Below are 12971 nucleotides of genomic sequence, written 5' to 3' on the forward strand. Positions count from 1 at the left end.
ATGGTTACCCTTGTCGACAATGTGAACAAGACGCCCAAGGCGCGCCACCCGGAGAAGGTCAACCGTCCAGACAATCCAATTCAGCGCAAGCCGGAGTGGATTCGCGTCAAGGCGCCCGGATCTCCCGTCTACAAGGAAACGCAGGCCATCGTGAAGGAGAACGGTCTCTTCACGGTGTGCGAGGAGGCTGGCTGCCCCAACATCGGTGAGTGCTGGTCCAAGAAGCACGCGACCATGATGATCATGGGCGACACCTGCACCCGCGCCTGCGCCTTCTGCAATGTGAAGACCGGCATGCCCCAGCCGCTCGATCCCGACGAGCCGGAGAATGTGGCCGTTGCGGTCGAGAAGCTCGGCCTGTCGCATGTGGTCATCACCTCGGTCGATCGTGACGATCTGCCCGACGGTGGTGCCGAGCATTTCGCCCAGGTGATCGGTGCGATCCGCCGTCGCTCGCCGCTGACCACCATCGAGGTGCTCACGCCCGACTTCCTGCGCAAGGAAGGTGCCCTCGAAAAGGTGGTGGCTGCCCGTCCCGACGTGTTCAACCACAATCTGGAGACCGTTCCGTCCAACTATCTGACGGTTCGCCCCGGTGCGCGCTATTTCCACTCCATCCGCCTCCTGCAGCGGGTCAAGGAGCTGGATCCCACCATCTTCACCAAGTCCGGCATCATGGTCGGCCTCGGCGAGGAGCGGAACGAAGTGCTGCAGTTGATGGACGACCTGCGCTCGGCCGACGTGGATTTCATCACCATCGGCCAGTATCTGCAGCCCACCTCAAAGCATCACGCCATCATCAAGTTCGTGACGCCCGACGAGTTCAAGTCCTACGAGACGGTGGCCTATACCAAGGGCTTCCTGATGGTTTCCTCGAGCCCGCTGACGCGTTCGTCGCATCACGCCGGCGAGGACTTTGCCCGCCTCAAGGCAAATCGCGCAGCCAAGCTGGGTCTGGCGGGGTAAAGAGGATGCCGCAGTTCGAAACGACGCGGAAGGTCAGGCATTCCGCTGCGCAGATGTTCGCCCTGGTGGCCGATGTCGAGAAGTATCCCGAGTTCGTGCCCATGTGCGAACGCCTGTCCGTCCGTCTGCGCCGCGAGACTCCCGAAGGGGAGATTCTGGTGGCCGACATGACGGTCGGCTATGGCCCGGTGCGCGAGACCTTCACCTCCAAGGTGCAGCTCGATCGGCAGGCGCTGGCCATCGTCGTCGAGTATCTCGATGGTCCCTTCAAGTTCCTGGACAATCGCTGGACCTTCCAACCGACCGGCGAACAGAGCTGCGACGTGGGCTTCTGGATCCACTACGAGTTCAAGAGCAAGGTCCTTGGCGCGCTGATGGGCTCCATGTTCGACCGTGCCTTCCGCAAGTTCTCCGAGGCCTTCGAGACCCGCGCCGACAAGGTCTACGGCGTGCCCGCCTGATCGCCCGGGGCGTACCTGATTGAAGGGGGCCGGGCTTGTGGCCGGCAAAGCCGGTCGGCATCTTCGCTGCAGAACCGCCTGTCATGATCCGGAGCTCGCATGGACGCCGTCAATCTGCCGCTGATCCTCTCCGCCGCATTTCTCGCCACCGCTAGCCCTGGTCCGTCGACCATGACCATCGCCGCCACGTCGATGGCGCAGGGACGGGCGCGCGGGCTCGCTCTCGCCGGTGGCGTTCTGACCGGCTCCTTGTTCTGGTCGATCACGGCGGCCCTTGGGCTTGGCGCGATCATGCTGGCCAATGTCTGGCTGATGGAGGCGCTGCGCTACTTTGGCGCCGGCTATCTCCTCTTTCTGGCCTGCAAGTCCGCGAAAGGCGCCATCGCGCCGCGGGCGGTGGCCTTGGTGGCTGCCGCCGATCTCAGCCCACGTCAGGCCTATGTGAAGGGCGTGCTCCTGCATCTCACCAATCCGAAGGCCATCCTGTTCTTCGGCGCCCTCTACTCGGTCGGTGTGCCGGCCGGCGTGTCACCCAAGGAACTGGCGACGGTGATTCTTGCGGTTGGATTGCAGTGCGGCCTGATCTTTTCGAGCTATGCGCTGCTCTTCTCGTCCGCTCGCGTGCAGCGCGGCTTTGTCCGTCTGCGCCGGTGGTTCGACGGTCTGTTGGCGCTCGCCTTCGTCTATGCCGGTTTCAAGATCGTGACCGCCCCCTTGCGCTGATCCGGCTGCTCCTGCCTCGCGCATCTCGCGAAGGGCGGCGCGTGCGGTACGCCCTCGGCTCAGGCCCGGAGCGCCTCTTCGATCAGCTCCAGGGCGGCGGCAATCGTCGCCTGTCGGACGCCGGAACGACCGAGTGCGCCAAAGCGACATTCCCGTGACATTGACGCCGACTTCTTCGAGGCGATTGCGACGAATACGAGACCAACCGGCTTTGTCGCACTCCCGCCGCCGGGGCCGGCGATTCCGGTCACGGCGACGGCGATATCCGCGCGGGAATGGGTGAGAGCGCCTTCCGCCATGGCCAGTGCCACCTCGGTACTGACGGCACCCCGAGCGGCGATCAGCTCGGCGGGGACACCCAGCATTTCCGCTTTGGCTTCATTGGAGTAGGTAACGAATCCCCGTTCGAAGACGTCGGAGGAACCGGCGATTTCCGTCAGCAATCCGGCGATCAGGCCGCCGGTGCAGGATTCGGCGGTGGCGATCTTCAGGCCCTTTGTCCGCGCCGCCGCGAGGATATCGGTCGCCCTGGCTTCAAGCGGGGAGAGATCGGTCATAGCGGCAACCTTATGGTGGCGGTGGCGATCGCGCAAATGCCTTCCCTGCGACCGGCAAAGCCAAGTCCTTCATTTGTCGTGGCTTTTACGCCGACGCGGTCGATGGAAATGCCGCAGGTCTCCGCGATTCTGGCCCGCATCGCCTCCCGGTGCGGCCCCACTTTCGGGGCTTCGGCGACGATATTCACGTCACAATGTGCAATAATTCCGCCGCGTTCCCGGACACGCCGAACGGCATCCGCCAGGAAGAGGGTCGACGCCGCCCCCCGCCAGCGATTGTCGGACGGCGGGAAATGCTGGCCGATATCCCCATCGCCAAGCGCGCCAAGGATGGCATCCGTCAGCGCATGCAGTGCCACATCCGCATCCGAATGCCCCTTCAGCTTGTGGCTATGGGGGATGAAGACCCCGCAAAGGGTGACGCCGTCGCCCGGTTCCAGCACGTGCACGTCATAGCCGGTTCCGCATCTGACGTCGGGGAGGCGGAGGTAAGTCTCTGCCAGAACACGCTTTTCGGCCATGGCAAAGTCCTGTGCGGTTGTCAGTTTCACGTTGTCGTCGTCGCCCTTGACCATGAGAACACGCTGCCCTGTCATTTCCATGACTGCCGCATCGTCAGTCACGCCCGAAACACCGTCTTCGGCGAGTTTTCGATGTGCTTTCAAGATCTTGTCAAAGGCGAAGCCTTGCGGTGTCGCTGCACGCCAGAGCCCGTCCCGCGGCACCGTCGCTTCGATCAGGCCGCCGTGATCGACCTTCTTGACCGTATCCACCACCGGGATCCCGCAGAGCACCGCCGGATGGGAGGCGAGTGCCGCGACGACCGCCTCGATCGTTGGCGTCGAGATGAAGGGACGCACCGCGTCATGGATCAGCACCAGGTCCGCGCCGTGTGGTGCAAGAGCCTGCAAGCCATTGAAAACGCTTGCTTGTCGGTCAGCTCCACCGATCACGGGCGGCAGCACACGGGCATCCTTGATGTCGGTGACCGCGTCTTGATAAAGCTTGGCATCGTCGCCGTGAATCACCACTTCGACCAGACCCACAGCCGGATGGTTCAGAAAGGCGTCGATTGTGTGGGCCAGCACGGCGCGGCCAGCGAGCTTGCGATATTGCTTTGGCGGTTCTCCGGGCTCTGCCGCGCGGGTGCCGCGGCCGGCAGCTACCAGGATCACGGCCACGGTGGGCCTGAGGTCGGCTGAATTACCTTGGATCATTGCCGGTTCTTTAGGCTCTGTAATGGTCCCGACGCAAAGGCGCGTCAAAAATGTGCATCGTGGATACGTTATTCCCGAAAGGTCCCGCAAGGCGCTTGCGTCTTTTTTCGGGTAAGGCTATCAATTGCGCAAATAGTGAGCAATGTTGTTTGGTGCCCACCGCATGAGCATGAATGAAACGCCGGAAATACCTGTCGCGCCAGCCCGTCTGGCGGAGGGCATCCGGCTTGGCTCCGTGCATCTGCCCAATCCTGTATTTCTTGCGCCCATGTCGGGCGTGACCGATCTGCCGTTCCGCCAGCTTGCCCAGCGCTATGGCGCCGGCATGGTGGTGTCGGAAATGGTCGCCTGCGAGACCCTGGCCGAAGGGCATCCCGAAACGGTCACACGAGCGGAAGGCGCGGGTATCGACGTGCATGTGGTCCAGATTGCCGGCCGGGAGGCGCGGTGGATGGAGCATGGGGCGCGTCTGGCGCAAGACGCCGGTGCCGATGTCATCGACATCAACATGGGCTGTCCGGCAAAGCGCGTGATTTCAGGCTACTCCGGCTCGGCGTTGATGCGCGACCTTGATCACGCGCTGACGCTGATCGAAGCGGTGGTGGCTGCGGTTTCCGTGCCGGTGACGCTGAAAATGCGCCTCGGCTGGGACGAAAACTCGCTGAACGCCGCCGATCTCGCGCGCCGCGCCGAGGCCGCCGGCGTGCAGATGGTGACGGTGCACGGGCGCACGCGCAACCAGTTCTACAAAGGCTCGGCCGATTGGTCCAAGGTGAGGCCGGTGACCGAGGCTGTGCGCATTCCCGTGGTGGTCAACGGCGACATTGTCGATGCGGCCAGCGCAAGGCGCGCATTGGACTTGTCCGGCGCCGATGCGGTCATGGTTGGGCGGGGCGCCTATGGCCGGCCCTGGATGCCCGGTCGCATGGCCAAGGCATTGCGGGAGGGGGGCGAGGCGATCGCTCCCGGCCGGCTTGAGGCGCGTGATCTGCTCCTGGAGCACTATGACGCCATGCTGTCGCTCTACGGGCAGGAACTTGGCATCCGGATTGCTCGCAAGCATCTTGGGTGGACGCTGGATGCCTATCCGCGTGACGACGCCGACGCGGTTGGTCTGAGGGCCCGCGTGTTTACCACGGATGCCCCGGAAGCCGTCAGGGCTGCCGTCGTTGATTGGTTCGACGGGGACGTTGCCGATGATGTTGAAAGGTATGCTGCATGACGGACCAGACTTCCAGGACAGGGCCCGCTGCCGCGCGCGGCGAGCGGGAGGTGCTGATCCTCAATGCCCTGCCGCATCCGGTGATCCTGCTCGACGAGGCCAACAAGGTCTGTTCGGCCAATGATGCGGCGCAGAGCTTCTTTCAGGCTTCTGCGTCGGTGCTGAGCCGCCATCCGCTCGGCCATTTCGTGCCCTTCGGCAGCCCGCTGCTGCAGCTTGTCGATCAGGTGCGCGAGCGTGGCTCGTCGGTCAATGAGTATCGCGTCGACGTGGGGACGCCGCGCATCGGCGGCGAGCGCATCGTCGACATCTATGCCGCGCCGGCGGCCGATCAGCCCAACTTCGTCGTCGTCATGCTGCAGGAGCGCACCATGGCCGACAAGATGGACCGGCAGTTGACCCACCGCGGCGCTGCCCGTTCCGTGACGGGGCTGGCGGCCATGCTGGCCCATGAGATCAAGAACCCGCTGTCCGGCATCCGCGGTGCGGCCCAGCTTCTGGAGCAGTCCGCCACCGATGACGACCGGGCGCTGACCCAGCTCATCACCGACGAGGCCGACCGCATCGTCAAGCTGGTGGACCGGATGGAGGTCTTCTCCGACGAACGCCCGATCGAGCGCGAGCCGGTCAATATCCACGCCGTGCTGGAGCATGTGAAGCGTCTGGCGCTCAGTGGCTTTGCCCGGCATATCCGCATCATCGAGGAATATGATCCCTCGCTGCCGCCGGTCTATGCCAACCGCGATCAGCTGGTGCAGGTGTTCCTCAACCTCGTCAAGAATGCCGCGGAAGCGCTGGTCGACACCTCCGACGCCGAAATCGTCCTGACGACCGCCTTCAGGCCGGGCGTGCGCCTCTCCATTCCCGGAACGCGCGAGCGGGTCAGCCTGCCGCTGGAATTCTGCGTCCGCGACAATGGCCCCGGCGTGCCGGACGAGATCCAGACGCACATGTTCGATCCCTTCGTGACTACCAAAACCAACGGAACGGGGCTCGGTCTCGCGCTGGTTGCCAAGATTGTCGGCGACCATGGCGGCGTGATCGAATGCGACAGCCAACCGCGTCGCACCACGTTCCGATTGCTCCTTCCCGCTTACGTCGATAAGTCCGCCGACTGAAAGGTTTTCACACGATGCCCACCGGCAGCATTCTCGTCGCCGACGACGACTCCGCGATCCGCACGGTTCTCAACCAGGCCCTGTCGCGCGCGGGCTATGAAGTTCGGCTCACCTCAAATGCCGCGACCCTGTGGCGTTGGGTCAGTCAGGGCGATGGTGATCTGGTCATCACGGACGTGGTGATGCCCGATGAGAACGCCTTCGATCTGCTGCCGCGCATCAAGAAGGCGCGTCCGGATCTGCCGGTGATCGTGATGAGCGCCCAGAACACCTTCATGACGGCGATCCGCGCGTCTGAGAAGGGCGCCTACGAATATCTGCCCAAGCCCTTCGATCTCAAGGAGCTGATCGCCATCGTCGGGCGTGCGCTGGCCGAGCCCAAGGGCAAGCAGCGCCTCGATGCGGCGGACGAGAATGGCGAGAACATGCCGCTGGTCGGCCGTTCGCCGGCCATGCAGGAGATCTATCGCGTTCTGGCGCGCCTGATGCAGACCGATCTCACGGTGATGATCACCGGCGAAAGCGGCACCGGCAAGGAGCTGGTGGCCAGGGCGCTGCACGATTACGGCAAGCGCCGCAACGGCCCCTTCGTGCCGATCAACATGGCGGCCATTCCGCGCGACCTGATCGAAAGCGAGCTGTTCGGCCACGAGAAGGGCGCCTTCACCGGCGCGCAGGCCCGCTCTGCCGGCCGCTTCGAGCAGGCCGAGGGCGGCACGCTCTTCCTCGACGAAATTGGCGACATGCCCATGGACGCGCAGACGCGTCTGCTGCGCGTGCTGCAGCAGGGCGAGTACACCACCGTCGGCGGTCGCACGCCGATCAAGACGGACGTGCGCATCGTCGCGGCGACCAACAAGGATCTGCGCATCCTGATCAATCAGGGCATGTTCCGCGAGGACCTGTTCTTCCGTCTGAACGTGGTGCCGATCCGCCTGCCGCAGCTGCGCGAGCGCATCGAGGATATCCCCGATCTCGTCCGCCACTTCTTCAACATCGCCGAGCGCGAAGGGTTGCCGTCCAAGCAGATCGAACCGGCCGCCGTCGAGCGTCTCAAGCGCTATCGCTGGCCGGGCAACATCCGCGAGCTGGAAAACCTGGTCCGCCGTCTGGCCGCGCTCTATCCGCAGGACACCATCACGGTGAACCTGATCGAAGCGGAACTGGCGACCCCCACCGTATCGGTGCCGGAAGAAGAGGTGCATGCCGACGAAGAGCTGTCGGAATCGGTGGAGCGCTTCCTCGCCAAGTATTTCGGCGAGTTCGGGGACAATCTGCCGCCGCCGGGCCTCTATCACCGCATCCTCAAGGAAGTGGAATATCCGCTGATCGGTGCGGCGCTCGCGGCGACGCGGGGCAACCAGATCAAGGCCGCCGAGCTGCTCGGCGTCAACCGCAACACCTTGCGCAAGAAGATCCGGGATCTCGATGTGCAGGTGATCCGCAACTCGCGCTAAGCGAATGCGATCGCACGTCAATTGGGCGATCCGCCGTGCTGAGCCGGCGGACGCTTCCGCGCTGGCGGCGCTGGCGATCGGCGTCTGGCTGCATACCTATGCCGGCGACGGCATCCCGCCTGATTTTGCCGACTATGTACTCGGGGCCTTCTCCGCTGAGGACATGACGGCGCAGATCGCAGCCAGCGATCGGAGCCTGTTCGTCTGTTCTTCCGGCGAACGGCTGCTGGGTTTTGCCAGCCTTTCCCATGCCGACGCTCGCGCTGACAGGCCTCATTTCTCGACGGAGCTCGAGCGGCTCTACGTCCTCTCAAGTTTCGCGCGTTGCGGCATCGGCCGCGGCTTGCTGGCGGCTTGCGAATCTCACCTGCGCGAGCGCGGCGAGGCCGGCTACTGGCTGAGGGCCTATGCCGGCAACGAAAAGGCACTTGCCTTCTATGACGGCATTGGATTTGAGCGCCTGGGACTGGACTGGTTCGCGCTGGGGGACCAGAGATACGAGAATGTCCTGTTCGGCAAGCTGTTGAGAACCGACGATCCTGCGTGAAGCGGGCGTGGTCGTCGGCGTTTCTCCTCCCCCATCCCGCTTGGGACTTGCCCGCGGGGCGCTTTGCCGCCACATAGAGACGTCCGTTGCTTCCGGGAGCCGATGATGTCCGTCGAACAAGACCAGATCCATGATGTCGCGGTAGTTGGCGCCGGGCCTGCCGGTCTGACGGCAGCCATTGCACTCGTCGACGCCGGGCTTTCGGTGGCCCTGATTGCCCCCGAGACGCTGGCGGAAGATTGGCGCACCACGGCGCTGCTTGGCGCATCGGTGGACTTTCTGGATCGGCTGGGTGCCTGGCAGCTCATGTCGGCTCATGCGGCGCCGCTCAAGACCATGCGCCTCATCGATGGCACCCGGCGGCTCATCCGCGCCCCGGAAGTGGCTTTTCACGCCTCCGAGGTCGGCCGCGACGCCTTTGGCTACAATGTCCCGAACACGGCGCTGACCGGCGGTCTCGCGCAAGAAGTTGCCCGCCGCGGCGACAGTCTCCGACGGGTGCCCGCGCTGATGACGGCGATCGATCTTGGCGAGCGCCAGGCGACGATCACCACATCGAGGGGCGAAACCATCAAGGCCCGACTGGTGGTGGCCGCCGATGGTCGCAAGTCGCTCGTGCGCGAGGCGGCGGGGATCAAGCTCAAGTCCTGGAGCTATCCGCAGACGGCGCTGGTTCTGAACCTCGAGCACAGCGGGCCGCACAACGATACCTCGACCGAGTTTCACACGGAGACCGGCCCCTTCACCTTGGTCCCGCTCGACCGTCGCCGCTCGTCGCTGGTCTGCATCGAGAAGCCCGAGGTGGCCGAGCGCCTGTCGGCGCTGGACGACGCGGCACTCGCAACTGAACTCGAACGGCGTTCGCACTCGCTGCTCGGGCGTCTCAAGATTGCCAGCCCGCGCCAATGCTGGCCCATGTCCGGCTTCAAGGCCGAGACGCTTGCCGGGCGTCGCGTGGTGCTGATCGGTGAGGCGGCGCACGGCTTCCCGCCGATCGGGGCGCAAGGCTTCAATCTCAGCCTGCGCGACATCGGCGATCTCGCTGATATCGCCGTACGATTCCGCGGGCGCGGCGATGAGATCGGCGGCGCCGAGTTCATCGATCGCTATCAGTCCTCCCGCCAGCGCGACGTGGCGAGCCGGGTCTATGGCGTCGACCTGCTCAATCGGTCGCTGCTGTCGGATCTGTTGCCCGTGCAGGCGGTCCGCGCCATCGGCCTGGAGGCAGCCCGTGTCCTGCCGCCTTTCCGCAAGCTGTTGATGCGCGAAGGCCTTGGCGCCGCCGCACGCTCGATCTTCTGAGGCGCGGCTGTACGGTCAGCTGAGGCTGTTCTTGTCGAGGATCAGGCCGGGATAGGCGCCGCTGGCCGCTTCCACGAGTTCATCGGTCGCAAAGTCCGCCCAGCGCATGCCGCGGATGCCGCCGGCTTGCACGTCGGCAATCAGATTGCCGCTGATCATGGTCTGGCCGACGCCTTCGACGACGGACACGCCGATGCCTGTGCCGGCCTTGCGGATCATGTTGCCGCTGGCGATCACGTTGCGCATGTAGGGGCCCCAGCCGAGCTGCAGGCCGAGCGTTGCGGCGGTGTCGATGACATTGGCGGAGACGGTCGTGTCGGCTTCCACATAGATGCCGACACCGAAGTCGAGACCGCTCTCGTCCTTGTAGGGGCCGCCCTTGTGCAGGTTGCGGACGATGTTGCCGGATACGTTGGCGAGGCGCCCGCCTTCATTGAAGTTGGCGATGGAGATACCGACGGCGGCCGTGTCCACCACATTGTTGGCGATCATGGCGCCTTCGAAGGCGAACTCGGAATAGATCGCGGTCTCGCCGGAGCGCAGGCACTGGTTGGTGGCAATCTGCACGTTGCTGGCAGAGTTGGCGCGGATGGCCGAGAAGGCGCAATCGGAGACGTGATTGTCGCTCAGGATCACGCCGCCAGCGCGGAAGACATTGATGCCGTTGCCATTCTGACCTGTGCCCCCCGATTTGGCCGCGATGCGGGCAACGCGGTTGCGCGAGACGATGGTGCCGTCTTCGCCCACCGTCCAGCGATAGACCAGGATGCCGCCGTCGCCGCAGTCGGTGACCGTGTTGTCCGATATCTCCAGCCCGTGAGCATCGACCGACCAGACGCCCGCATCGCGCGCGCCGGTGAACTTCGACTGCGACACGCGTCCCGACACTTGCTGCAGGGAGAGGGCGTGGCCGGCGCTGCCGAGCACCTCGGACCGGCCGACGGTCAGATCGCTGACATTGCGGAAGCTGACGAGACCGGCGGCGTCCTCGGACAAAGCGCGGTTGGCACCGTCGAAGACGACGCCGTCGATAGTGACGCCGGTTGCGTCCTCGCCTGCCAACAGATAGCCGCCGCCGGTGTAGACCAGACGCGTTTCGCCCTCGATGCCGATGATGCGCAGCCGGGCGGGCAGGCGGATGTTGGAAACCTCATAGCGTCCCGGCGGCAGGAACAGCGGCTTGCCTTCGCTGGCAGCCTTGTCGATCGCCTTCTGCAGTGTGGTGCTCTGGTCGTCTGGAGCGCCGGCGGTGAGGCCGATGTCGGTGGCCGGCAGGCTGCCGCGCAGGTCGGCCAGTTGAACGCGACGCATGTCCGCACGCGCCGGGACGGCGGTCAGTGCCGTACCCAGGCTGGCAACCGTGCCAAAGAGGAACGCGCGGCGGTCCATGAACAACACTCCCTGCAGCTGTCAGACTGCAGGGAGCAAGGAGTGTTCCGCGGGTATTTGTTCCTATTCGGCACAGATCAGGCGAGGTCGGCGATGAAGAGATCTTCCGGCCCGAGCTTGATCACGTCGCCCTTGAGGCTGGCGCCGAAGCCAAGATCGGCAGCGGTTGCGACTTTCACGTCCGCCGGGAGCGTGAAGCGCGCCCGCTTCTGGGCGAAGTTGACGACCACCAGCATTTTCGACGCACCGGCTTGGCGGACGAAGGCGAGCAGGTCACCGCGGGTCGGCAGGAAGCTGATCGAGCCGGAGATCAGGGCAGGGCGGGTCTTGCGGAAGGCGATCATCGCCCGGTAGTGCTCGAATACGGAGCCCGGGACACCTTGCTGCTGATCGACAGCCCTGGTCTTGTGCTCATCGGGCACGGGCAGCCAGGGCTTGGCGCTCGAGAAGCCGCCGAAGGGCGCGTCGGCGCTCCAGACCATCGGCGTGCGGCAACCGTCGCGTCCCTTGAACTCGGGCCAGAAGCGAATGCCATAGGGATCGACCAGATCTTCAAACGCGAGATCGGCTTCGGTCAGCCCAAGCTCTTCGCCCTCGTAGAGGCAGACCGAGCCGCGCAGGCTCATCAGCAGCGTGGCCAGCAGCTTGGCCTGCCGGACGGGATCCTGGGTCTTGTCGAGGAAGCGGGAGGCGTGCCGCTTCACGTCGTGGTTCGAATAGGCCCAGCAGGGCCAGCCGTCGCCGGCCCTGGCCTCGAAGGTCTTCATTGTCCGCTCGAAGAAGTCGCGGCTGTATTCGCCGCCGAGCAGGTCGAAGGTGTAGCACATGTGCAGCTTGTCGCCGCCGGCGGTATAGGCGGCCATGGTCTCCAGCGACCGCTCGCCGTCGCCCACTTCACCGATGGTGGTGGTGCCGGGATACTGGTTCAGCAGTGCCCGCATGCGCGCGAGGAAGGCGACGTTCTCCGGCTGCGTCTTGTCGTAGAGGTGCTTCTGGCGGCCATAGGGGTTCACCAGCGGCGCGTCGTTGGCCGAGGGCTTGCGCCGCATGGCCGGGTTGTTGCGCAGCTTTGCGTCGTGGAAATAGTAGTTCACGGTGTCCAGGCGGAAACCGTCGACGCCGCGGTCCAGCCAGAATTTCAGCACGCCAAGCAGGGCATCCTGAACGTCCGGATTGTGGAAGTTGAGGTCCGGCTGGCTGGCCAGGAAGTTGTGCATGAAGAACTGGCAGCGGCGGCTGTCCCACTCCCAGGCCGGGCCACCGAAGACGGAGAGCCAGTTGTTGGGTGCGGTGCCGTCGGGCGCGGCTTCCGCCCACACGTACCAGTCGGCCTTGGGGTTGTCCTTGGACGAGCGGCTTTCCTTGAACCATGGGTGCTGGTCGGAGGTGTGCGAGATCACCTGATCGATGATGATCTTGATGCCGCGCGCGTGGGCGGCGGCGATGAGGTCGTCGAAGTCCTTGAGATTGCCGAAGATCGGATCGACGTCGCAATAGTCCGAGACGTCGTAGCCGAAGTCCTTCATGGGGGAGGTGAAGAAGGGCGACAGCCAGATGGCGTCGATGCCCAGTTCCTGCAGGTAGTCGATACGGGCGGTCACGCCGGCCAGATCGCCGATTCCATCGCCATTGGTGTCCTGAAACGAGCGCGGATAAACCTGGTAGATCACGGCACCACGCCACCAGTCTGGATTTGAAGCGCGATCGGTCTTGATGGGGGCCGTGACATGCTGATTCATGGTTGTCTGCGTCTTTCCGTGGGGGCGGGAACCGAGGAACACCTTCACTTTTCCCACGAGTTTTGCATCAGCGAAAGGCATAAGGCCAGCTCTTTTGCGGCCGGTTCAACCAAAGGGGGCGTTGTGTGGCGAAAGCTGTTTGCCGAATGTGGGGGATTGATCGGTAAGCCTTTGTGTTCACGGCGGAAATCGTGCTAAAGAAGGGGCTGGCTAATGAAACTGGCGGGGGTCGGTTTGCTGGCCGAAGTTCCGGCGAAACCGTCGCGGTTTCCA

12 protein-coding genes are annotated in these 12971 nt (G+C 64.4%); 8 read left to right on the forward strand and 4 right to left on the reverse strand.

Annotated features, from left to right (window positions below):
• The 3 genes from lipA to L2I41_RS00320 all read left to right on the forward strand — a co-directional run bounded on the left by lipA (position 1) and on the right by L2I41_RS00320 (position 2150).
• Entirely contained in the window at positions 1-966 is a 966-nt protein-coding gene (lipA, locus tag L2I41_RS00310) for a lipoyl synthase (RefSeq protein WP_237151499.1), read from the forward strand.
• A 5-nt stretch (positions 967-971) separates the two neighbouring features.
• The gene (locus tag L2I41_RS00315) at positions 972-1427 is read left to right on the forward strand and encodes a type II toxin-antitoxin system RatA family toxin (protein ID WP_237151500.1); all 456 of its coding nucleotides are present in this window, start codon (positions 972-974) and stop codon (positions 1425-1427) included.
• Between the two features lie 99 nt (positions 1428-1526).
• Complete coding sequence (locus L2I41_RS00320; RefSeq protein ID WP_237151501.1) at positions 1527-2150, forward strand: LysE family translocator; 624 nt, start codon at positions 1527-1529, stop codon at positions 2148-2150.
• Positions 2151-2209: 59 nt separating this feature from the next.
• Here the strand turns inward: L2I41_RS00320 and L2I41_RS00325 are convergent, their stop codons facing one another.
• Entirely contained in the window at positions 2210-2707 is a 498-nt protein-coding gene (locus L2I41_RS00325) for a CinA family protein (protein ID WP_237151502.1), read from the reverse strand.
• Positions 2704-3948, reverse strand: a complete 1245-nt coding sequence (locus L2I41_RS00330) for a bifunctional 2-C-methyl-D-erythritol 4-phosphate cytidylyltransferase/2-C-methyl-D-erythritol 2,4-cyclodiphosphate synthase (protein WP_390633726.1) — start codon at positions 3946-3948, stop codon at positions 2704-2706. The genes L2I41_RS00325 and L2I41_RS00330 overlap by 4 nt, the downstream gene beginning before the upstream one ends.
• Positions 3949-4087: 139 nt before the next feature.
• Here L2I41_RS00330 and dusB point away from each other — a divergent pair, with 139 nt between their 5' ends.
• The 5 genes from dusB to L2I41_RS00355 all read left to right on the forward strand — a co-directional run bounded on the left by dusB (position 4088) and on the right by L2I41_RS00355 (position 9570).
• Positions 4088-5146, forward strand: a complete 1059-nt coding sequence (gene dusB / locus L2I41_RS00335; protein WP_237151504.1) for a tRNA dihydrouridine synthase DusB — start codon at positions 4088-4090, stop codon at positions 5144-5146.
• Positions 5143-6264 (forward strand): two-component system sensor histidine kinase NtrB, encoded by a 1122-nt coding sequence (locus L2I41_RS00340; RefSeq protein WP_237151505.1) that lies wholly within the window; start codon positions 5143-5145, stop codon positions 6262-6264. The genes dusB and L2I41_RS00340 overlap by 4 nt, the downstream gene beginning before the upstream one ends.
• Before the next feature lie 14 nt (positions 6265-6278).
• Positions 6279-7721 carry a nitrogen regulation protein NR(I) gene (gene ntrC / locus L2I41_RS00345; RefSeq protein ID WP_237151506.1) on the forward strand — a complete coding sequence of 481 codons (1443 nt, stop codon included), beginning with the start codon at positions 6279-6281 and terminating at the stop codon, positions 7719-7721.
• 4 nt (positions 7722-7725) lie between these two features.
• Positions 7726-8268, forward strand: coding sequence for a GNAT family N-acetyltransferase (locus L2I41_RS00350; protein WP_237151507.1), 543 nt, complete (start codon positions 7726-7728; stop codon positions 8266-8268).
• A gap of 105 nt (positions 8269-8373) precedes the next feature.
• On the forward strand, positions 8374-9570 hold the full coding sequence (locus L2I41_RS00355) for a UbiH/UbiF family hydroxylase (RefSeq protein ID WP_237151508.1): 1197 nt from the start codon (positions 8374-8376) through the stop codon (positions 9568-9570).
• Positions 9571-9585: 15 nt separating this feature from the next.
• On the opposite strand, the gene L2I41_RS00360 is transcribed toward L2I41_RS00355, so the two are convergent.
• Both L2I41_RS00360 and bglA read right to left on the reverse strand, forming a co-directional pair.
• Positions 9586-10959, reverse strand: a complete 1374-nt coding sequence (locus L2I41_RS00360; RefSeq protein WP_237151509.1) for a TIGR03808 family TAT-translocated repetitive protein — start codon at positions 10957-10959, stop codon at positions 9586-9588.
• 77 nt (positions 10960-11036) lie between these two features.
• Positions 11037-12698 (reverse strand): beta-galactosidase BglA, encoded by a 1662-nt coding sequence (gene bglA, locus L2I41_RS00365; RefSeq protein WP_237151510.1) that lies wholly within the window; start codon positions 12696-12698, stop codon positions 11037-11039.
• Positions 12699-12971: the final 273 nt, after the last annotated feature.

Source organism: Oryzibacter oryziterrae (assembly GCF_021864535.1).
In the GTDB taxonomy this organism is placed as follows: domain Bacteria; phylum Pseudomonadota; class Alphaproteobacteria; order Rhizobiales; family Pleomorphomonadaceae; genus Pleomorphomonas; species Pleomorphomonas oryziterrae.

Bases quoted from the DNA above. Each gene is read 5' to 3' on its own strand.
- lipA (WP_237151499.1), top strand. From the start codon at position 1: ATGGTTACCCTTGTCGACAATGTGAACAAGACGCCCAAGGCGCGCCAC.
- L2I41_RS00315 (WP_237151500.1), top strand. From the start codon at position 972: ATGCCGCAGTTCGAAACGACGCGGAAGGTCAGGCATTCCGCTGCGCAG.
- L2I41_RS00320 (WP_237151501.1), top strand. From the start codon at position 1,527: ATGGACGCCGTCAATCTGCCGCTGATCCTCTCCGCCGCATTTCTCGCC.
- L2I41_RS00325 (WP_237151502.1), bottom strand. From the start codon at position 2,707: ATGACCGATCTCTCCCCGCTTGAAGCCAGGGCGACCGATATCCTCGCG.
- dusB (WP_237151504.1), top strand. From the start codon at position 4,088: ATGAGCATGAATGAAACGCCGGAAATACCTGTCGCGCCAGCCCGTCTG.
- L2I41_RS00340 (WP_237151505.1), top strand. From the start codon at position 5,143: ATGACGGACCAGACTTCCAGGACAGGGCCCGCTGCCGCGCGCGGCGAG.
- ntrC (WP_237151506.1), top strand. From the start codon at position 6,279: ATGCCCACCGGCAGCATTCTCGTCGCCGACGACGACTCCGCGATCCGC.
- L2I41_RS00350 (WP_237151507.1), top strand. From the start codon at position 7,726: ATGCGATCGCACGTCAATTGGGCGATCCGCCGTGCTGAGCCGGCGGAC.
- L2I41_RS00355 (WP_237151508.1), top strand. From the start codon at position 8,374: ATGTCCGTCGAACAAGACCAGATCCATGATGTCGCGGTAGTTGGCGCC.
- L2I41_RS00360 (WP_237151509.1), bottom strand. From the start codon at position 10,959: ATGGACCGCCGCGCGTTCCTCTTTGGCACGGTTGCCAGCCTGGGTACG.
- bglA (WP_237151510.1), bottom strand. From the start codon at position 12,698: ATGAATCAGCATGTCACGGCCCCCATCAAGACCGATCGCGCTTCAAAT.